20 protein-coding genes are annotated in these 18,095 nt (G+C 68.6%); 9 read left to right on the forward strand and 11 right to left on the reverse strand.

Annotation, left to right across the window (positions count from 1 at the left end; translation table 11 throughout):
- Nucleotides 1-60: 60 nt before the first annotated feature.
- A complete protein-coding gene (locus V5F26_RS00215) occupies nucleotides 61-627 on the reverse strand; it encodes a SoxW family protein (RefSeq protein ID WP_394056305.1) in 567 nt (188 codons plus the stop codon).
- 36 nt (nucleotides 628-663) lie between these two features.
- Entirely contained in the window at nucleotides 664-1,395 is a 732-nt protein-coding gene (locus V5F26_RS00220) for a cytochrome c biogenesis CcdA family protein (RefSeq protein WP_394946635.1), read from the reverse strand.
- Nucleotides 1,396-1,659: 264 nt separating this feature from the next.
- On the opposite strand from V5F26_RS00220, the gene V5F26_RS00225 reads away from it, so the two are divergent.
- From V5F26_RS00225 to V5F26_RS00235, 3 genes are all read left to right on the forward strand, one after another.
- A complete protein-coding gene (locus tag V5F26_RS00225) occupies nucleotides 1,660-1,992 on the forward strand; it encodes a thioredoxin fold domain-containing protein (RefSeq protein ID WP_509210563.1) in 333 nt (110 codons plus the stop codon).
- An 88-nt stretch (nucleotides 1,993-2,080) separates the two neighbouring features.
- A complete protein-coding gene (locus V5F26_RS00230) occupies nucleotides 2,081-2,455 on the forward strand; it encodes an ArsR/SmtB family transcription factor (RefSeq protein ID WP_234050872.1) in 375 nt (124 codons plus the stop codon).
- Between the two features lie 107 nt (nucleotides 2,456-2,562).
- Entirely contained in the window at nucleotides 2,563-3,669 is a 1,107-nt protein-coding gene (locus tag V5F26_RS00235; protein WP_394946637.1) for a YeeE/YedE family protein, read from the forward strand.
- Between the two features lie 344 nt (nucleotides 3,670-4,013).
- On the opposite strand, the gene V5F26_RS00240 is transcribed toward V5F26_RS00235, so the two are convergent.
- The 5 genes from V5F26_RS00240 to V5F26_RS00260 all read right to left on the reverse strand — a co-directional run bounded on the left by V5F26_RS00240 (nucleotide 4,014) and on the right by V5F26_RS00260 (nucleotide 9,172).
- Nucleotides 4,014-4,487 carry a J domain-containing protein gene (locus tag V5F26_RS00240; RefSeq protein WP_394946638.1) on the reverse strand — a complete coding sequence of 158 codons (474 nt, stop codon included), beginning with the start codon at nucleotides 4,485-4,487 and terminating at the stop codon, nucleotides 4,014-4,016.
- A gap of 257 nt (nucleotides 4,488-4,744) precedes the next feature.
- Complete coding sequence (gene serA / locus V5F26_RS00245; protein WP_234054506.1) at nucleotides 4,745-6,013, reverse strand: phosphoglycerate dehydrogenase; 1,269 nt, start codon at nucleotides 6,011-6,013, stop codon at nucleotides 4,745-4,747.
- Between the two features lie 353 nt (nucleotides 6,014-6,366).
- A complete protein-coding gene (locus V5F26_RS00250) occupies nucleotides 6,367-7,755 on the reverse strand; it encodes an ATP-binding protein (RefSeq protein WP_370640663.1) in 1,389 nt (462 codons plus the stop codon).
- Nucleotides 7,752-8,486 carry a response regulator gene (locus V5F26_RS00255; protein WP_234050875.1) on the reverse strand — a complete coding sequence of 245 codons (735 nt, stop codon included), beginning with the start codon at nucleotides 8,484-8,486 and terminating at the stop codon, nucleotides 7,752-7,754. The genes V5F26_RS00250 and V5F26_RS00255 overlap by 4 nt, the downstream gene beginning before the upstream one ends.
- 134 nt (nucleotides 8,487-8,620) lie before the next feature.
- Nucleotides 8,621-9,172: a MarR family winged helix-turn-helix transcriptional regulator gene (locus V5F26_RS00260; protein WP_234050876.1), complete on the reverse strand. Its 552-nt coding sequence runs from the start codon at nucleotides 9,170-9,172 to the stop codon at nucleotides 8,621-8,623.
- Between the two features lie 242 nt (nucleotides 9,173-9,414).
- On the opposite strand from V5F26_RS00260, the gene V5F26_RS00265 reads away from it, so the two are divergent.
- Nucleotides 9,415-10,308, forward strand: coding sequence for a branched-chain amino acid aminotransferase (locus tag V5F26_RS00265; protein WP_234050877.1), 894 nt, complete (start codon nucleotides 9,415-9,417; stop codon nucleotides 10,306-10,308).
- Between the two features lie 353 nt (nucleotides 10,309-10,661).
- On the opposite strand, the gene V5F26_RS00270 is transcribed toward V5F26_RS00265, so the two are convergent.
- The 3 genes from V5F26_RS00270 to V5F26_RS00280 form a co-directional block, all read right to left on the reverse strand.
- Entirely contained in the window at nucleotides 10,662-11,378 is a 717-nt protein-coding gene (locus V5F26_RS00270) for an SDR family NAD(P)-dependent oxidoreductase (protein ID WP_234051287.1), read from the reverse strand.
- A gap of 406 nt (nucleotides 11,379-11,784) precedes the next feature.
- Complete coding sequence (locus V5F26_RS00275) at nucleotides 11,785-12,249, reverse strand: hypothetical protein (RefSeq protein ID WP_234050878.1); 465 nt, start codon at nucleotides 12,247-12,249, stop codon at nucleotides 11,785-11,787.
- The gene (locus V5F26_RS00280; RefSeq protein ID WP_394946639.1) at nucleotides 12,246-12,500 is read right to left on the reverse strand and encodes a hypothetical protein; all 255 of its coding nucleotides are present in this window, start codon (nucleotides 12,498-12,500) and stop codon (nucleotides 12,246-12,248) included. Before V5F26_RS00280 ends, V5F26_RS00275 begins: the two co-directional genes overlap by 4 nt.
- Before the next feature lie 163 nt (nucleotides 12,501-12,663).
- Between V5F26_RS00280 and V5F26_RS00285 the strand changes: the two genes are divergently transcribed.
- Complete coding sequence (locus V5F26_RS00285) at nucleotides 12,664-13,290, forward strand: 2-hydroxychromene-2-carboxylate isomerase (protein WP_394946640.1); 627 nt, start codon at nucleotides 12,664-12,666, stop codon at nucleotides 13,288-13,290.
- 211 nt (nucleotides 13,291-13,501) lie between these two features.
- A complete protein-coding gene (locus tag V5F26_RS00290) occupies nucleotides 13,502-13,954 on the forward strand; it encodes a hypothetical protein (protein WP_394946641.1) in 453 nt (150 codons plus the stop codon).
- A 30-nt stretch (nucleotides 13,955-13,984) separates the two neighbouring features.
- On the opposite strand, the gene V5F26_RS00295 is transcribed toward V5F26_RS00290, so the two are convergent.
- A complete protein-coding gene (locus V5F26_RS00295; RefSeq protein ID WP_234050882.1) occupies nucleotides 13,985-14,941 on the reverse strand; it encodes an alpha/beta hydrolase in 957 nt (318 codons plus the stop codon).
- Between the two features lie 131 nt (nucleotides 14,942-15,072).
- On the opposite strand from V5F26_RS00295, the gene V5F26_RS00300 reads away from it, so the two are divergent.
- The 3 genes from V5F26_RS00300 (at nucleotide 15,073) to V5F26_RS00310 (ending at nucleotide 18,050) form a co-directional block, all read left to right on the forward strand.
- Nucleotides 15,073-15,546: a secondary thiamine-phosphate synthase enzyme YjbQ gene (locus V5F26_RS00300; RefSeq protein ID WP_394056289.1), complete on the forward strand. Its 474-nt coding sequence runs from the start codon at nucleotides 15,073-15,075 to the stop codon at nucleotides 15,544-15,546.
- Nucleotides 15,547-15,670: 124 nt separating this feature from the next.
- A complete protein-coding gene (locus V5F26_RS00305) occupies nucleotides 15,671-16,345 on the forward strand; it encodes a response regulator (RefSeq protein ID WP_394946642.1) in 675 nt (224 codons plus the stop codon).
- A 358-nt stretch (nucleotides 16,346-16,703) separates the two neighbouring features.
- Nucleotides 16,704-18,050 (forward strand): AmpG family muropeptide MFS transporter, encoded by a 1,347-nt coding sequence (locus V5F26_RS00310; protein WP_394056287.1) that lies wholly within the window; start codon nucleotides 16,704-16,706, stop codon nucleotides 18,048-18,050.
- Nucleotides 18,051-18,095: the final 45 nt, after the last annotated feature.

Below are 18,095 nucleotides of genomic sequence, written 5' to 3' on the forward strand. Positions count from 1 at the left end.
TTCCTCTGAGCGAGGTTCCCCCTCAAGCCCCGCCACCGTGCGGGGCCTTTTCTTTGCGCCTCAGCCGCGCCGGTCCTCCCCGCGCGCCAGGAAATCGTCGAACGAGCCGGCCCGATACGCCCCCTGCGCCACATAGCGGAAGAAGGCCGAGAATTCCGCGCGAGAGAGCAGGCCCGGCATGCGCGCCACCTCCTTCGCCTGCCCCTGCTCCAGGGCGAAGAACTGGAAAGTGGGGGTGACGCGGATGCGCTCCTGCTGGCCCAGCGCCTTTTCCGTCAGGCGGTTGCCATCGAAGAACGTCACCTCCCGCGCGCCAAACAGGTCCAGATGGACGATGTCAAAAGCAGCCCGGATGGGGTCGGCAATAGCGGGGTCGGCGAAATAGACGGTGTGCAGCGTCTTGCAATAGATGCAGCCGCGCTGGCTCCATTGCAGCGCGAAATGCCGGCCGGTGGAGGTTGCCGCCGCAATATCCTCCTTCAGGTCCAGGAAGCTCTCCACATACCAGTCCTGGGTGTAGAGCCCGTCGTCTCCCAGGCGGGCGTCCGCGACGGCCGGAATCGGGAGCAAGGCGAGGCCGGCGGCCTGCAACACGGCCCGGCGGGAAATGAGCTTGTCAGAGGCCATGATCTTTCTCCGCTAGGATTCCTGGTCGGGGCCGCATCAGCCGATGGCGCCCAGGCCGGGCGCATGCTCCAGCAGCCATTGGGCCACCTCGGGCATGAAGCCGGTCATGAAGGCGATGCCGGTGAGGATGAGCAGCCCCCCGGCCACCTTCTCCACCAGCCCCAGGCCCCGGCCTGCCGCCCGTGCCCATGACAGGAACGGGCCGGTAAAGGCAGCGGCCACAAGGAAGGGAAGGCCGATGCCCGCCGCATACACCGCCAGCAGCAGCATGCCCTTGCCCACGGAGGCTTCCGCCCCCGCCACCATCAGGATGGCGGCCAGCACCGGCCCCACGCAGGGCGACCAGCCGAAGCCGAAGGCCAGCCCCACCACCAGCGGCGTCAGCACGCCCACCGGCGCCGCCCCCACATCGATCCGCGCCTGACGATAAAGGAAGGGAATGCGCACAAGCCCCGTCATGTGCAGCCCGAACAGCACCAGCAGCACGCCGGACGCCAGCGTGAGCAGCTCCACATGGTCCATCAGCAGGCGGCCGAGGCTGGATGCGGTGGCGCCCAGCAGCACGAACACGATGGAGAAGCCCAGCACAAACAGGCCCGCCGCGCGCAGCACGCGCCCGCGCGAGGCCGCCGCGCCCACCCCGCCGGCCGGCGCCGCCGCGCCCGTCAGGAAGCCCAGATAGGCGGGCACCAGCGGCAGCACGCAAGGAGAGGCGAACGACAACAGCCCCGCCACAAAGGCGCCGGGCAGGCTGATTTCCAGCGACATGGTCTTCCCCGTGAACGTTCCTCCGGCCCTCCGCACAGCCCATGATATGCCGCGCGTGACGAGCCCTGTGGCCGCGCTTTGGCTGCCGCGCCGCGTGCGTTGACCCGCCGCGGTTTCTTGTCTTGCTGAAGATATATGCGAATGCGATTATATGAGAAGAGAAATCGCACATTGCCCGTTCACACCCACTCGCCTCCCCACCGCAGTCCGAGCCCAGGAATGACGCGCATCCCACCTCCCGCTCTTTCAGCTTTCGCCCTCGCTATGTGGAGCCTGGCCAGCGCCTCGCCGGCCCGGGCGAGCGAGCTCGTCATGTTCGAGCGCCGGGGCTGTGCCTATTGTCAGAAATTCGAGCAGGACGTGGCGCCGGTCTATGCCAAGACCGAGGAGGGCCGTCGCGCGCCGCTGCGGCGCATCGATCTTTCCCAGGGCGTTCCGCCGGAAGTGGCGCTGGCCGCGCCGGTGCGGTTCACGCCCACCTTCGTTCTGGTGGACGAGGGGCGCGAAGTGGGGCGCATTACGGGTTATGCTTCCGATGAAGCTTTCTGGGGCCTGATGGCGGCGCTGACGGCGCGCCTGAACGCCGGCCAACCTTAGGGCCGCTCAGGCGGATGGGGCGGCACCCATCTTGCTTGAAAGCGTCCCGGGCGTGGCCCGCCATTGATGGATCAAGGGGTTCAAGACCATGTCGCCGATCGTGTCCAGGCGGATCGAGGACGAACTGCGCGAGGGCCCGGAGATTTCGCCGGAGCTGGACCAGTTGATGCGCAATGCCCGCGCGGCAAGCGACTTCCTCAAGGCCCTCTCCCACGAGAATCGCCTGCTGCTGCTGTGCCTGCTGGCCGAGCGCGAACTGTCCGTGACGGAGCTGGAAAACATCCTGTCCCTGCGCCAGCCCACCGTTTCCCAGCAGCTGGCGCGGCTGCGCCTGGACGGTCTCGTCACCACGCGGCGCGAAGGCAAGGCCATCTATTACAGCCTCGCCAACGATGATGTGCGGCGCGTCATCGCCGTCATTTACGACATCTATTGCACAAGCGCGCGCTGTAGAGAAGAATAGCAAGAAAATCGCGCCGTGCCGGCGAAGGGACGCTGAAAAGACGCCCGGGAACATCCCGGAAAGCGCAAGACAAGTCCCCGCCGGCATCTATGGGAGGAGGCGGCGCCATGGAGATTTCAAGCCCCTGGTGGGCCGCTCTCGCAGGCCTCCTGGTCGGGGGAATTGCGGGTTTCTGCGTCTTTCGCGCACGCCTGTGCACCTTCGGCGCCCTTGAGGACGCCATGGTGGGCCATGACTGGCGGCGCATGAAGGTCTTCGGCCTGGCCTTGGGCCTCGCCATCGGCGGCACCCAGCTGCTCACGCTCATCGGCCTGCTCGCACCCGAACGCACCCATTATGTGCCGGCGCTGCTGCCCTGGTTCGGCATTCTGCTGGGTGGCCTGCTGTTTGGGCTCGGCATGGCGCTGGTGGGCACCTGCGCCTTCGGCTCCCTGGTCCGGCTCGGATCGGGTGATCTGCGCAGCCTCGTCGTGCTGCTGGTCTTCGGCGCGGTGGCCTATGCCACCCTGCGCGGCGTCTTCGCCGGCTTCCGCGTGGATGGGCTGGAGCGCATCGCCATCGCGGTGCCCGCGGGCACGGCTTCCGACCTGCCGTCCCTGCTCGGCCGCGCGGCGAGGCACGACCTGCGGCCCTGGCTCGCGGGCCTTGCCACCATCGCCCTGGTGGGGATTGCCGCCCTGGATCGCAGGCTGTGGCGCGCGCCGCGCCTGATGACGGCGGGGGTCGTGCTCGGCCTCGGCGTGGTGGCCGGCTGGCTCGCGACCACGCTGCTGGTGGACGAGTTCGCGCGGCCCACCGCGCCCCAAAGCCTCACTTTCGTCTCGCCCGTTGCCCGTGCTTTGTTTGGCCTGCTGCTCGACCGTGACGGGCTTGCGGAATTCGGGGCCGGCAGCGTGTTCGGCGTTGCACTCGGCGCCTATGTGGCGGCCCGGCGCGCCGATCTGTTCCGCTGGGAAGCCTTCGATGACCCCCGTGAGATGAAGCGCCACCTGCTGGGCGCGGTGCTGATGGGTTCGGGCGGCATCCTCTGCGGCGGCTGCACCATCGGCCAGGGTCTCACCGCCGGCTCGCTCCTGGCCCTCTCCTGGCCGCTGGCCATGGTGGGCATGGCCGCCGGGGCGCGGCTGGGTATCGCCTTGCTGATGGAAGGCTCGGTGACCCAGTTCCTGCGCGCCACCCTCTTCGGTCGCCTCAACTGGCGCAACGATCCGTGAGGACCATGCCCCGGGGCCGCTGATCACTGCCCGGCGGCCGCGCGCGTGCCACGCAGGCCTTCGGCATGACGGCCCCTTGGGAGGAACGCAGGACGCGGGCATGCCGGCCCCCGTCAACGCCTCCCCCCAATCCGGCGGCGGCGAAGCGGGCCAACAAGGCGTCGCGCGCGGGCGGCGATGCGGCGCTGGTGCTTGTCAACGATGCTTGAAGACCATTCCCGGTGCCGATGCTCGTGGCCAAGCAGCGCTCGTGTGCAACGCTGGTGCACGGCGCTGGTGCTTGGCATGACGGTCTCTCGGGAGGAATAGAGGACGCGGGCGCCGGCCGCCTCCGCTCGCCCCCCTCAGGCGGCGGCGAAGCGGGCCAGCAGGGCGTCACGCGCCTCGGCGATGCGGCGATAATGCTCGTCGCTACCGCCGGCATCGGGGTGGGCCTGCTTGGCGCGGCGTCGGAAGGCCGCGTTGATCTGGGCAACCTCCAGCTCCCCTTCCAGGGGCAAATCGAGGGCCTCGCGATGGGTGCGGCCATCGTCCCCCGGTTCGGCGCGGAACAAGAAGGCCCGGCGCGCCCGCTGCGCTTCCAGGCGCAGTTCCACCTGGTCGATCTGCCAGCGCGCGCGCGACATCACCAGGCAGGCGCCGAAGGAGATGCGCCCCTGCCCTTCCAGCTCATCGAAGCTGAACGGGCCCACCATGTGATACGGCTCCGCCAGAAAGGCCGAGCGGCCGGTTTCCCCCGCTTCGACGCGGCCGATGGCCACCATGTCGAGGATGCCCAGCGAGCCGTTCCAGATGACCCATTGCTCGTTGTCCGCCATGGCCGCACGCTTCCGTACATGAATCGGAGCCGCGCGCCCTCGCTTTGTCGCAAAGGGGCCGCGGCGGCAGGATCGCCGGTGCCCCCATGCAGGTTCGGCGCCAAGCCAGCGCCTCGCGCGCACAAAGCCGGCGCTTCGCCGCCCCCTCCCCCGCTTCACGGGATGCCGCGCGGCGAGGGCGCAAACGAAAACGGCCGGGCACCGCTTTCGCTGCCCGGCCGTCCAAAACCACTTCAGCGCCGCGCGGCGCCTTGGCATCAGACCTTGTATTCGTAGAGCAGGCGGGCGCGGATGGTGCCTTCCAGGGCGCGGATGTCTTCCAGCACGCGCTGGCTATCGGCCGCCGAGGCATCGGCGTCGAGCACCACATAGCCAACGTCGGCATAGGTCTCGTAATACTGGGCGGCGATATTCACCGCGTGCTTGGCCAGCACCTCGTTCAGCCGGCCGAGCATGCCCGGCAGGTTGCGCTGCACCTGGATGAAGCGGGTGCCCAGAGGGCGCGCCGGTAACTGCACCTGCGGGAAGTTCACCGCGCCGACGGTGGAGCCGGTGTCGCTGTAGTCCAGCAGCTTGCGCGCCACCTCGGAGCCGATGCGCTCCTGTGCCTCCAGGGTGGAGCCGCCGATATGCGGGGTGAGGATGACGTTGTCGAGCCCCTGGAGCGGCGAGTTGAAGCGCTCTCCATTGGCCCGCGGCTCCACCGGGAACACGTCCACGGCGGCACCCAGCAGGCGGCCTTCGCGCAGCGCCTCGGCGAGGGCGTCGAGGTCCACCACGGTGCCACGGCTGTTGTTGATGAAGTAGGAGCCCTGCTTCATCATCGCGAACTCGGCGCGGCCGATCATGTTGTGAGTGGCCGGCGTCTCGGGCACGTGCAGGCTCACCACATCGCTCTGGCCCAAAAGCTCGGCCAGCGTGGCGGTGGGCTCGGTGTTGCCCAGGCGCAGCTTGTCCATGATGTCGTAGAAGATGACCCGCATGCCCATGGCCTCGGCCAGGTTGGACAGCTGCGAGCCGATATTACCATAGCCGATGATGCCGAGGGTCTTGCCGCGCACCTCGTAGCTGTTGGTGGCCGACTTGTCCCAATCGCCCTGGTGGGCGGCCGCCGAGCGCGAGGGAATGCGGCGCAGCAGCATGACGATTTCGCCGATCACCAGCTCCGCCACCGAACGGGTGTTGGAGAAGGGCGCGTTGAACACCGGGACACCCTGCATGCGACAGGCGTCGAGATCCACCTGGTTGGTACCGACGCTGAAGCAGCCCACCGCGATCAGGCGATCCGCGGCATCCAGCACCTTCTGGGTGATGTGGGTGCGCGAGCGGATGCCCAGCAGGTGCACGCCCTTCACCGCCTCCAGCAGCGCGTCGCCCTCCAGCGCCTTGGTGAGGCGGGTCAGGTTGGTGTAGCCGGCGGCGGTCATCATCTCCACAGCGCTGTCGTTCACGCCTTCGAGCAGCAGCACCTTGATCTTGTCCTTGGACAGCGACAGGTGCGGCGAATGGGTATGGCTGTCGTTCACGATCTCAGCGTCCTTCAGCGATGAATGAGCGAATGGCGGAAAACCGGGTGGGAAGCTCGGCTGGGCTCGACACGGCGGATTCGTCGCCCGCGGCGCGCTGATCCGCGGGCGGGCGAGAACTTAGCGTTTTTGCCGCCCGCGTCTAGGCTCCGGGTGGCCTTCACCCCCTCCGAAAGTCGCGCAAGCGTGCTTTTGTGGCGTCCCGCGGCGCCCGCGACAAAATGCGCGCGCCGCGCGAGCCCCAACCTGCCGCTACGCAACATCCCGAATGGGCGGCGCAAAGCGGCGCGGCGACGCATTAGCCCCTTTTGGCGGACCCTGGCCACCTTTGGCCGCCCCTCGGCCGCCGCGCCTCAAACCGGGATCCGCACCGTGGCGCGCAGGCCCCCAAGCGGGCTGTCGGCCAGGGTGATGTCGCCGCCATGGACGCGCGCCACGTCACGGGCGATGGCAAGACCGAGGCCGGAGCCGCCCTCGTCCTGGTTGCGCGCATCATCGAGCCGCAGGAAGGGACGGAACACGTCCTCGCGCTTTTCCTCCGGAATGCCGGGGCCGTCATCGTCCACGTTCACGATGAGCCAACGGGCGTCGCGGGCGCCGGAAATCTCCACCGTATCGGCGTGGCGCACGGCATTGTTCACGAGATTGCCGATGCAGCGCTTGAGCTGCTCGCCCTTCACCTCCACCAGAGGCGGGCCCATGAAGCTGGCGCGGGCGGTGGCGCCGTCGCGCTCGGCATTCTGCCGCAGCTCCTCGATGACGGCGCCCATGTCGGTGAGGCTGGAAGCCTCGCCCGTGTCCCCGCGCGCGAAGGCCAGGTAAGCCTCCAGCATGCCCTGCAGCTCGTCCACATCCTTCTTCAGCGCGGCCGTATCGGCATTGTCCGGCAGGAAGGCCAATTCCAGCTTGAAGCGGGTGAGGATGGTGCGCATGTCGTGGGAGACGCCGGCCAGCATGGCCGTGCGCTGCTCGATCTGCCGCTCGATACGCCGCTTCATCTCCAGGAACGCCACCGAGGCGCGCCGCACCTCCCGCGCGCCGCGGGGGCGGAAATTCTCCACATCGCGCCCCTTGCCGAAGGCCTCGGCCGCGTCCGCCAGGTTTTCGATGGGCCGGATCTGGTTGCGCAGGAACAGGATGGCGACGGCGAGCAGAACCAGCGAGGTGCCCACCATCCACAAGAGGAAGATGTGGGAATTGGAGGCATAGGCCGTATTGCGCGAAGCAAAGATGCGCAGCACCGCATCCTTCATCTTCACCCGCACCTCGATGAGGTTGGAGCGCCCCACGGTGTCGATCCAGAACGGCAGTGTCAGCCGCCGGCCGATCTCCCGCGAGAGCGCGCTGTCGAGCACCGAGAAGAAGGGCTTCGGCCCCGGCGGCGGCAGCGGGTCCGGCGGCAGCACGGAAACGTTGAGCTGAAGATCCCGCCATGCGATGCGCCGCAGGGCCGCGTGGTCGTCCATGGGCGGCAACTCCCCATAGAGATCCACCACCGCCGCGATGTCCTGGCTGACGGCGGCGGAGAGCCGCCGCGTCACCGTATTGTAGTGCCGCTCCATGAACACGAACGCCACCACGGACTGCAGCAGCACCATGGGCGTGACGATGATGAGCAGCGAGCGCGGATAAAGCCCCTTCGGCGTCACCCGGTTGAACCAGTGACCGAAACGGTGGTTCGCTTCCCGCAGCAGGCCGATGACGCGGCCGAGGCCCGACAGGCCGCTTTCCACGAGGCTCAAGGCGTAACCACCAGCCGATAGCCGATGCCGCGCACCGTCTGAAGATAGACCGGATTGGCCGGGTCCCGCTCCAGCTTGCGGCGCAGGCGGTTCACCTGCACGTCCACGGCCCGTTCGCTGGTCGCACCGCCGCCGGCCAGCGCCAGGCGCGGCACCGTCTCGCCGGGCTCTTCCGCGAGGGTGCGGAGCATGTCGCGCTCACGCTCGGTGAGGCGCACGATCTCGCCGTCACGCGTCAGCTCGCCGCGCTCCAGATGGAAGGTGAAATCCCCGAAGCGCACGCTCTCGATAGCCTTTTGCGCCGGCGGCAGGGCCCGCTTGAGGATGGAGCCGATGCGCAGCAGCAGCTCGCGCGGCTCGAACGGCTTGGCCAGATAGTCGTCCACCCCTGCCTCGAGGCCGGTGATGCGGTCCTCGGTCTCAGCGCGGGCGGTGAGCATGAGGATGGGCACGGCGGACGTCTTCCGCAGCGAGCGGGCGAGATCCACCCCGCTCTCGCCCGGCATCATCACGTCCAGCACCAGCAGGTCGAAGGTGAGGCCCTCCAGCCGGCTGCGGGCCTCGGCGGCGGACGCGGCGGTGGTGACGCGGTAGCCGTTCTCCACCAGCAGGCGCGACAAAAGGGTGCGGATGCGGTTGTCGTCGTCCACCACCAGGAGATGGGGCACGTCATCCGGCAATTGCGGGACCGAACGGGTCTCGGGGCTCGCCTCGGCGGTCGGGTCGGACATCACGGAGCTCCCTCGTGCACCGGCCCCTGCGAGCCGGCGGTTCGGCGCGGCACGGCGCCGGCCACGCGCTGCCTCGGCTGTGCACGGCGCGCGCGCCCCGCGTCAAGCCCGCAGCACCGCCCGTGGCCTGGCCCTCACCCCCCGCGCGCGCGGCGCATGCGGTCGGCGCGCTGAATCAGCCGCTCCACGGAGGCCCGATCCTCCGGATCAATCATGGCGAGAAGGAAGCGGTGCACGACCTCTTCCGAGCCAGGGCCGGCGGCATCGAGCGCGCGGGCGATGCGGCGACTCTGGATGCCGACGAAATCCCGCGCCAGCTGCTGCGCCTTCTCGGTTGGATAAAGAAGGCGCTGGCGCCGGTCGGCGGCTCCCGCCCGGCTCTCCACGAAGCCCTCGTCCACCAGCTCCCGCAGCACGCGGCCCAGGCTCTGCTTGGTGATCTGGAGAATGTCCAACAGGTCCGTGACGCGCATACCGGGGTTGCGATTCACGAAATGGATCACGCGATGGTGAGCGCGGCCAAACCCGATGGGCGCCAGGATCTCGTCCGGATCACCAACGAAGTCCCTGTAGGCGAAGAATAAAAGCTCGATCAGATCAACCAGCGGCACGCCATCCCGGATCTCCTCGGGACCGGTGCGCGCGCGGGGATCGGCCGGCGCGAGTGCGATGTTTATGTCAGCCATATTGACTTTTTCGATGCGATCGTTACGTAGGAAACCAGTTTCGCGAAACGATCGGTCGCCAGTGAGCATTGGAGTGATCGAACATTACGCGATCGATCCGCCGGTTGCCACCCTCGGAAGCCGGCGTAATGATATTTCCACGGATGACCGCCGCCAAGCCTCCGCAAGGAGCGGCAGGCTCTTCGGCGATCAATGTGGGAGGAAGCCGCGCGGACGACGCGGCCTGAACAGGAGCAAGGACAATGAGCGCACCCGGTATCCCCATGGATCAGCACGAAGGCTGGATCTGGTTCGACGGCGCGATGGTGCCCTGGGCGGATGCCAAGATTCACGTGCTCACCCATGGCCTGCACTATGCCAGCACGGTGTTTGAGGGCGAACGCGCCTATGGCGGCGAGATCTTCAAATCCATCGAGCATGCCGAGCGCCTGCGCCATTCCGCCGAGCTCCTGGACTTCACCATTCCCTATTCCATGACCGAGATCGTCGCCGCCAAGAAGGAGACGCTCGACAAGAACGGCCTGGTCAACGCCTATGTGCGCCCGGTGGCTTGGCGCGGTAGCGAGACGCTGGGCGTCGCCGCGCAGCACAACAAGGTGCACATGGCCATCGCCGTGTGGGAGTGGCCGAGCTATTTCGACCCCGAGCAGCGCATCAAGGGCCTGCATATCGACCTTGCGGAGTTCCGCCGCCCCGATCCGGCGACCATTCCGTGCAAGGCCAAGGCGGCCGGCCTGTACATGATCTGCACCATCTCCAAGCACCGCGCCGAGCGCCGCGGCTTCGCCGACGCCATGATGCTGGACTATCGCGGCTATGTGGCCGAATGCACCGGCGCCAACATCTTCTTCGTGAAGGATGGCGTGCTGCACACCCCCATCGCCGACTGCTTCCTGGACGGCATCACCCGCAAGACGGTGATCGAGCTGGCCCGTCGCCACGGCATCGAGGTGGTCGAGCGCCACATCAAGCCGGAAGAGCTTGCCACCTTCACCGAGTGCTTCGTCACCGGCACGGCGGCCGAGGTGACCCCGGTGGGCGGCATCGCCGACTGGCGCTTCACCCCGTCGGGCATCACCCACCAGCTCATGGACGCCTACACGGCCGAAGTGCAGCCCAAGAAGCAGGCCGCCTGAGCAGGCGACCTCCGGAAGGGGCCCTGGCGGGCCTCTCCTGCCTCGTTCCTGTCGTTCCGGACGGCGCCTTCGGGCGCCGGACGGTGCGTATTTGCCCCCGCCCGCCCGGGCCGGGGGCTTTTCGCGATCCGGATAGCGCTTCCGAGCGAAGTGGGAATCGGTTCGCGTAAAGGAAGCGCGTAAGACCACGAAGACAGGCCACGAAGACAGGCCAGCCGGCGGAGGCTCATGCCGGCAGCCCGGCGCTCGGATCCGCCAATATGCTCGTGCCCCTGGGCCAAGGGCTCACGGCCGGGGCCCGGAGGCAGCCGTACCCCTCGCGTGGCGCGGAGGGGCGATCACACCGGCCGGCGTCAGACGTGCTGGCCGCCATTGATGTGGATCTCGGCCCCGTTCAGGTAGGACGAGATGTCCGTGCACAGCACATAGATGATCTTCGCCACTTCCTCCGGCGTACCGAGCCGCTGCATGGGGATCTGCGCCACGATCTTTTCGGTGCCCGGAGAGAGGATGGAGGTGTCGATTTCGCCAGGGGCGATGGCGTTCACCCGGATGCCCCGCCGGCCGAAGTCGGAGGCCATCTCGCGCGTCAGCGCCGCCAGGGCCGCCTTGGAAGTGGCATAGGCCGCCCCCGCGAAGGGGTGCACCCGCGAGCCGGCGATGGAGGTGACGTTCACCACCGAGCCCTTCGCCTTCTCCAGCTGCGCCGCCAGCCCCCGCGCCAGGATGATGGGCGCGAAGAAGTTCACCTGGAACACGTCCACCCAGGTTTCCAGGTCCGTGTCGAGGGTGCCGAGGCGCGATCCGCCCTCCCCTTTGGGCGAGATGGCGGCATTGTTCACCAGCGCGTGGAGCATGCCGTCGGGCAGGCGGCGCTTCACCTCATCTATGGCGGCGAGGGTGCTGGCCGGGCTCGACAGGTCCACCTGGAGATGGTCCTCCGGCCCCGCGCCCCAGGGACATTTCTCCGGAAACGCCTGGCGCGAGCAGGTGATGACGCGCCAGCCGGCGGCCGAGAACAGCTTCACCGTCGCATGGCCGATCCCGCGTGAGGCGCCCGTCAACAGCATCACCGGCTGCTTGCCGTCGGCGGCCGTGAGCGGCGGCATCGCGGCGCCCGGAGTCATGCTCGAGCCCGGAGTCATGGCCGCGCCCGGATGGATGGCCGCGCCCGGATTCATCGCCGCGCCATGGTCCACGGGGCAGCGCAGCGCCGGCCCATCAGCGGACGCGGGCGCCGATGCGTGCTCAACCGGGCGAGCCGGCTCGGCGCCGGGCCCGGCTTCCGACGGCCGCTGCGCATGGGGGCATTGGGGCGCATCACTCATGTCCGCATCCTCGCGAATTGGTCGGGCCTCGCGCAGGCGCCGCCTTCGACGCCCGCAGCCATGCCTGGAAAGCCGCGCTCTCAGGCCGAAAAGAAGGAGCCGGCGCGCTGAACGCCCGGCACCGCGCGGCGCTGGGAGCTTGCCGCCCTCAGTCTTTCTTGCGCAGACCCTTGAGCACGGTGTTGAGCACGGTCAGGGCCACCGCCGGCAAGGCTGTGTCGAGCGGGTTGCGCACGAAGGCCGCGAGCCGCGACACCCCCGCCCCGGCCACCTGAAGATCGTTGTTCACCGCCGCCAGCGCCGCGGCATGCACCTCATTGGCAAGCTGGAGCTCGCGGCCCGGCTTCACCTGCGCCGCCAACAACGCCAGCAGAGCCGCCAGCACCAGCGCTCCACCGCCCATGATGGCGGCTGCGATGATGGCGCCGTAGAGCGTTTCGAGGGCGAGAAAGCCGGCAATCCCCAGCATCACGAGCCCGAACCCCGCGACCACGCCCGCCACCGCGTAAAAGCCGGACTTCGCCGCCACGCGACGCAGATGAATTTCCGCGATGATGAGATCCGCGCGCAGCAGCACGCGCACATTCCGCACCAGGCTGTCCAGATCGCTCATCGTCCCCTGCCCCTTTTCAAAAGCCCGCCGACAACGGCGCCCGCCACAAGGCACAGCGCCACCGCCGTGATCGGATGCGCCCTCACCCAGCCGTCGGCGGCGGCAAGGTCCAGCCCGGCGGCGACCGCCTCCGGTGGCGGCTCGCACGCGGGCCGCTCGGCGGCCTGCGCCGGCTCGGCCACCGCCGGCCGGCCCTTCGCAAGGTCGGCCCGCAGCGCCGAAAGGCGTGCGGCCATGCTGCTGTCGGTCATGCCATTCCCCATCGAGACGCGGCACGCGCCTGCACGCAGCATGGAGGACGACGACGACGCCCTGTCAAGCGTGCGGGCGCTGCCGCCGCCTTCCGCCCGATCGAACGGGCGGGCGATCCAAGACGCTCGAGCGCTGCTATAAGGGGCGCCAAGGGAGGGCCCCATGTCACGGCGCATCGACTATTATTTCTCCATCATCAGTCCCTGGAGCTTCATCGGCCACGCCCCCTTCATGGCGGTGGCGGCGCGCCACGGCGCCGAGGTTGATGTGCGGCCGGTCTCGCTGGGGCCGGTCTTTGCCGAAACCGGGGGCCTGCCGCTGGCCCAGCGCCCGCCGCAGCGCCAGCGCTACCGCATCCTTGAGCTTCAGCGCTGGCGCGTGAAGCGGGGAATCGATTTTCACGTGCACCCGGCCTTCTGGCCGTTCGACCCCACCCTGGCGGACCGCACCGTCATCGCCGCCGGCCAGGCGGGCCACGCGGTAAACGATCTGCTGGCCGGCCTGTTCTCCGCCGTGTGGCAGCAGCAGCGCGACCTCAGCGACCCGCAAGTCATCGCCAGCGTCGCCGACGCCGCCGGGCTGCCCGGGGCCGAGCTGGTGAGCGCGGCAGGCGGCGAGGCCGCCGGCACCGCCTATCTCGCCAATCGCGATCGGGCCCTTGCCGCCGATGTGTTCGGCGCGCCGGCCTATGTGCTCGACGGAGAGGTGTTCTGGGGCCAGGATCGAATCGAGCTGCTGGACGACGCCCTCGCCAGCGGCCGCGCCCCCTTCCGCTCCGACCTGAGCTGAGAGACAGGGCAGCAGCGGGAATGCGCGCCCATGGGGCACGCCCCGCTTCGGCCCTGATCCGGGGGAAGGATCAACAGTAGAACCGCGGCCCGCAAGCCGGGGCTCTCATCGCAGAACGCGCCGAGGCTTCACCTTGCGGCAGGCGCTGGCGTCTGCATGATTTCACGCAAACCGGCATCCAGCGCCGGCAAGATGGGCCCGAGGAGACCTGATGACGATGCTCGCCCGTTCCGTCGCGCTCACCGTCCTTGCGCTCACCGCGTCCGGCCTTTCGGCGGCGGCCCAGACGACCGCCCAGGAGCCGGCGCCCGCCGCGCCCCAGGCGCGGTTCGCCCTCGTGCCGGTGGACGGCGGCGCCCTCAAGATCGACACCCAGACCGGCAAGGTTTCCCGCTGCGCCAAGGACGCCACCGGCTTCACCTGCACCGCCGTGCCGGACACCCGCGACGCCTATGAAGCGGAGATCGCCCGTCTCCAGGCGGAAATCGCCGCCCTGAAGCAGGGTGCCCCGGCGCAAGGCGGCGCCCCGAAGGCCAATCCCCCGCAGGCGGGAGGCGAGCCCTCTGATCTCGACAAGGCGTTCGACTACGCCACCCATTTCTACCGCCGCCTGCGGCAGATGATCGACGAGCTGACCGGCCCCGACAAAGGCGAGACGCTCTGACGCGCCCCCCGGCGGCCGGCTTGCGGCGTGTCAGAAATCGCTGAGGAAGGCATCTGCCTTCTTCAGTGCCTGGTCGGTGAGCGTGCCGGGAAAGCCGATGAAGACATGGCAGCCGCCGGGATAGACATCGAGCGCGGCGCCATTGCCCGCGGCGAGCCAGGCATTGGCCATGAACAGCGTGTCATCCAGCAGCGGGTCTCGCGTGCCCACGGTGAACAGCGCCTTGGGCAAACCCTTCAGGTTGGCGAGCAGCGGCGAGACATCAGGATCCCCGGCCCGCCCCTCCAGGCGCAGGTAATTCTCAACGAAGCGCTCCACATCGCTGCGGTTGATGACCAGCGGCAGGTCACCCCAATTGCGCACGGAGGGCGTGAGCCGCAGGTCATAGCAGCCGGCGGTGAGGTTAGCCGCCGAGAAGGGCGTGAGGCCGTGGCGATCACGCAGGCGCACCAAAGTGGTGACGGCCAGCGTCGCCCCGCCCGATTCGCCGCCGATGGCGAGCCGCGTGGTGCCGAACCGATTCTGCGCCTCGTTCACCAGCCACAGGGCCGCGGCCTCGCAGTCGTCAGGACCGGCGGGATAGGGCTCCTCTGGCGCCAGACGATAATCCACGGAGATCACCGCAAGGCCACAGCGGGCGGCGATGCGGTCGGTCAGGTTCTCGTTCTCGCGCGCCGAACCCAGGGTCCAGCCGCCGCCATGAATGTGGAGGTAAACACCGCGCGGCGCCCCATCCGGCATCAGCACGCGCACGGGAATGGGGCCGCGCGGCCCGGGCAGGACTTCCACATGGGCGCGCTTGCTCTCCGGCGGCAGGGGAAACGCCCCCTTGCCCGCCAGCCGGGCCGCCCGCACCTGGGGCAGAGGCACATTCCAGCGCTCCGGCATCGCCAACATCGTCTTGACGATGGCGTCATTCACCATGCGCGTGTCGGGGGCAACGGCGGTATTGGAGAACACCGCTGAATCGAGAACAAGCTTCGACATCGGGGGAGGTCCTGGCTCGGGCGTCACGTTCGTTTGATTCCGCCGTCGGGCGGCGGTGCGCGGCCAAGGTTGCAGGCTGGACGCCGGGAGGCAATACAGACCCGCATCCGCCGCAGTACAGGCATGTGCCAATGTCCCGTCTCAACCGTTCTCCGGCTCGCATCAGCCCCCTCGATACCCACGCCGAATGCCGCCTCGCCATCACCACCAGCGGCGAGGGCTTCACCGACATCACCCGCGAGGCGGCCGCGTTCCTGACCGAGATCGGCGCCCGCGACGGGGTGCTCACGGCCTTCTGCCGGCATACCTCTGCATCCCTGACAATCCAGGAAAATGCTGACTCCGACGTGCAGCGCGACCTGCTCACCGCCCTCGACCGGCTGGCCCCGCAGAATGGGGGCTGGGTGCATGACATGGAGGGGCCGGACGACATGCCCGCCCACATCCGCACCCTGCTCAGCGGGGTCAGCCTCGCCATCCCGGTGAGCCGCGGCAGCCTGGCGCTGGGCACCTGGCAGGGCCTCTACCTGATCGAGCACCGCCATACCCAACACCGACGTGAAGTGGTATTGGCGTTCTCTGGATGTACAATGACGCCAGGCTGACGCTTGCCACAGCATCGCCATGGATTGATGATCGTAAACGACGATTCGTTGCGTGGGCGGCGGGCGAGCGGGAATAATGTGTCCAGGACCGGGCGAGAACGCACCAGCTTCCAGGGAGGATGAATTGGGAGAAGCCGCCGGAAGTGAATTGCGTCTCGTCATCGCCGACGACCACCCGCTGTTCCGCGGCGCCCTGAAGGAAGCGGTGCTGAGCCATCATCCCCGCGCCACCATCCTGGAGGTGGGCACCTTCGACGAGCTCACGGCCCTGCTGGAACGCGACGCCGACTTCGACCTCGTGCTGCTGGACCTGACCATGCCGGGTGCGCGCGGCTTTTCCGGCCTCATCTATCTGCGCGCGCAATATGCGGCGCTGCCGGTGGTGGTGGTCTCCGGCAATGAGGAGCCGGCGGTCATCCGTCGCTGCCTCGATCTCGGCGCCTCCGGCTTCATTCCGAAAACCATGGACACCCGGCAGATGCGCGAAGCCATCTCCGAGGTGCTGAAGGGCGAGGCCTTCGTGCCGCCGGACATCACCCTGGGCGCAGGCAGCGACGGGGAAACGGATGTCATCATCGCCCGCCTCGCCACCCTCACCCCGCAGCAGGTGCGGGTGCTGATGATGCTGGCCGAGGGACGGCTGAACAAGCAGATCGCCTACGAGCTCTCCGTGTCCGAGGCCACCGTGAAGGCCCATGTCTCCGCCATCCTGCAGAAGCTGGGCGTGGAAAGCCGCACCCAGGCCGTGATCGCCGTCTCCAAGGTCGAGACCGGCCTGTGGACGCAGCCCCAAACCTGAGACACTTTCTCTGCGGCGCATGTTGCTGCCTGCCGGATCAGGCCTCCGGCGCCTTGCGCCCGTGAGAAGGGGGGCGCGGCCCCAGAGCTTCGCGCGCACGCCGCCGCCGGACACGAACCGGCAATGAGTGCAGGAAGGCGCCGTCGGCGCGCGCCTCTGCCCGGCTTAATGCCACTTGCCTCGTTGATCCGCTCGCCTTGCTGCTCCACTTGCCTCGCCGAGCTCCTGCCGGCACAGACACCGCGCGAAAAGCGGGGACATTTTCTTAACGGGCCGCGGTGTTCACTCCCCTCCCGACAGCGTGGATGGCGACGCCATCGCGGCGTGAGCAACCGAACCGAACTTCGCGTGGACCCCCATGAGCGACGACACCGCCTCCTCGACGCCCGGCGCGCGGCGCTCCATCCTCGACGCCATCACCGTCTATGCGCGCCCGAGCGTGCTGGTGGTGATCCTGCTCGGCTTCTCCTCCGGCCTGCCGCTGGCCCTCACCGGCACCACCCTCTCGGTGTGGATGACGGAATCGGGTGTCAGCCTGGGCAGCATCGGCCTGTTCTCCCTGGTGGGCCTGCCCTACACGCTGAAATTCCTCTGGGCGCCCCTGGTGGATGCGCTCGACGTGCCGGTGCTCTCGCGCCTTCTGGGCCGGCGGCGCGGCTGGCTGTTCGCCACCCAGCTCGCCCTCATGGCCGGCATCCTCTTCCTCGGCGCGCAGGATCCCTTGGCCTCGCCGTTCATGGTGGCCCTGGGCGCCCTGCTGGTGGCCACCATCTCCGCCACCCAGGACATCGTGGTGGATGCCTTCCGCGTGGAGCGGCTCGACACCTCGGAGCAGGCCGCCGGCATGGCCGGCTATGTGGCCGCCTATCGCATCGGCATGCTGGTGTCGGGGGCCGGCGTCATCGCCCTGGTGGCTTTCCTCGAGTCGCGCGGCGCGGTGCGGGCCGATGTATGGTTCTGGGGCTATGTGGCGGCCGCGGCCTTCGTGGTGGTGGGCATGATCGCCACCTTCATGGCCCGCGAGCCCGCCGCCCCCCTGCGCGAGGAGGGCGTGGGGGCGATGGCCCGCGTGGCCAGCACCGCGGTCGGGGCGTTCAGCGAGTTCATGGCCCGCGATCAGGCGCTGGTGATCCTGCTATTCGTGCTGCTCTATAAATTCTGCGATGCCTTTGCCGGCGTGCTGACCGCCCCGTTCGTCATCTCCATCGGCTTCGACAAGGCGACCTATGCGGGCATCGTGAAGGGCGTGGGCCTCATCGCCGCGCTGCTGGGCGGGTTCGCCGGCGGCTTCATCGCGCGCGCTTTGCCGCTCGCCACCTGCCTGTGGGTGGGCGGCATTCTCCAGATGGTGTCCAACCTCGCCTTCACCGCCCAGGCGCTGATCGGCGTGAACGTGGCGGCGCTCACGGGCACCATCGTGGTGGAAAATTTCACCGGCGCCATCGGCACGGTGATCTTCGTGGCCTACCTCTCCGCCCTGTGCGGGGCGCGCAGCCACACCGCCACCCAATATGCGCTGCTCACCGCCCTGACCGCCGTCGGCCGCACCTTCCTCGCCTCGGGCGGGGGCTTCATCGCCGAGGCGACGGGCTGGCCCCTCTTCTTCATCATCACCACCCTTGCCGGCCTGCCGGGCCTGGCATTGCTCGCCTTCCTTCAGGTCAAGGGGCACTTCCGCAACCTGGCCCACGAAGACCGGGACTGAAACGACGCGCATCGCCCCTTCCCCGCTCTCGGTGGGGAAGGCAGC

The organism is Xanthobacter variabilis (assembly GCF_043831965.2).
GTDB lineage: Bacteria > Pseudomonadota > Alphaproteobacteria > Rhizobiales > Xanthobacteraceae > Xanthobacter.

Coding starts and splice junctions, on each gene's coding strand:
- V5F26_RS00215 (WP_394056305.1), bottom strand. CDS start 627: ATGGCCTCTGACAAGCTCATTTCCCGCCGGGCCGTGTTGCAGGCCGCC.
- V5F26_RS00310 (WP_394056287.1), top strand. CDS start 16,704: ATGAGCGACGACACCGCCTCCTCGACGCCCGGCGCGCGGCGCTCCATC.
- V5F26_RS00255 (WP_234050875.1), bottom strand. CDS start 8,486: ATGTCCGACCCGACCGCCGAGGCGAGCCCCGAGACCCGTTCGGTCCCG.
- V5F26_RS00265 (WP_234050877.1), top strand. CDS start 9,415: ATGAGCGCACCCGGTATCCCCATGGATCAGCACGAAGGCTGGATCTGG.
- V5F26_RS00295 (WP_234050882.1), bottom strand. CDS start 14,941: ATGTCGAAGCTTGTTCTCGATTCAGCGGTGTTCTCCAATACCGCCGTT.
- V5F26_RS00280 (WP_394946639.1), bottom strand. CDS start 12,500: ATGACCGACAGCAGCATGGCCGCACGCCTTTCGGCGCTGCGGGCCGAC.
- V5F26_RS00270 (WP_234051287.1), bottom strand. CDS start 11,378: ATGCTGTTGACGGGCGCCTCACGCGGGATCGGCCATGCGACGGTGAAG.
- V5F26_RS00260 (WP_234050876.1), bottom strand. CDS start 9,172: ATGGCTGACATAAACATCGCACTCGCGCCGGCCGATCCCCGCGCGCGC.
- V5F26_RS00285 (WP_394946640.1), top strand. CDS start 12,664: ATGTCACGGCGCATCGACTATTATTTCTCCATCATCAGTCCCTGGAGC.
- V5F26_RS00230 (WP_234050872.1), top strand. CDS start 2,081: ATGTCGCCGATCGTGTCCAGGCGGATCGAGGACGAACTGCGCGAGGGC.
- V5F26_RS00225 (WP_509210563.1), top strand. CDS start 1,660: ATGTGGAGCCTGGCCAGCGCCTCGCCGGCCCGGGCGAGCGAGCTCGTC.
- V5F26_RS00290 (WP_394946641.1), top strand. CDS start 13,502: ATGACGATGCTCGCCCGTTCCGTCGCGCTCACCGTCCTTGCGCTCACC.
- V5F26_RS00300 (WP_394056289.1), top strand. CDS start 15,073: ATGTCCCGTCTCAACCGTTCTCCGGCTCGCATCAGCCCCCTCGATACC.
- V5F26_RS00275 (WP_234050878.1), bottom strand. CDS start 12,249: ATGAGCGATCTGGACAGCCTGGTGCGGAATGTGCGCGTGCTGCTGCGC.
- V5F26_RS00240 (WP_394946638.1), bottom strand. CDS start 4,487: ATGGCGGACAACGAGCAATGGGTCATCTGGAACGGCTCGCTGGGCATC.
- V5F26_RS00235 (WP_394946637.1), top strand. CDS start 2,563: ATGGAGATTTCAAGCCCCTGGTGGGCCGCTCTCGCAGGCCTCCTGGTC.
- V5F26_RS00220 (WP_394946635.1), bottom strand. CDS start 1,395: ATGTCGCTGGAAATCAGCCTGCCCGGCGCCTTTGTGGCGGGGCTGTTG.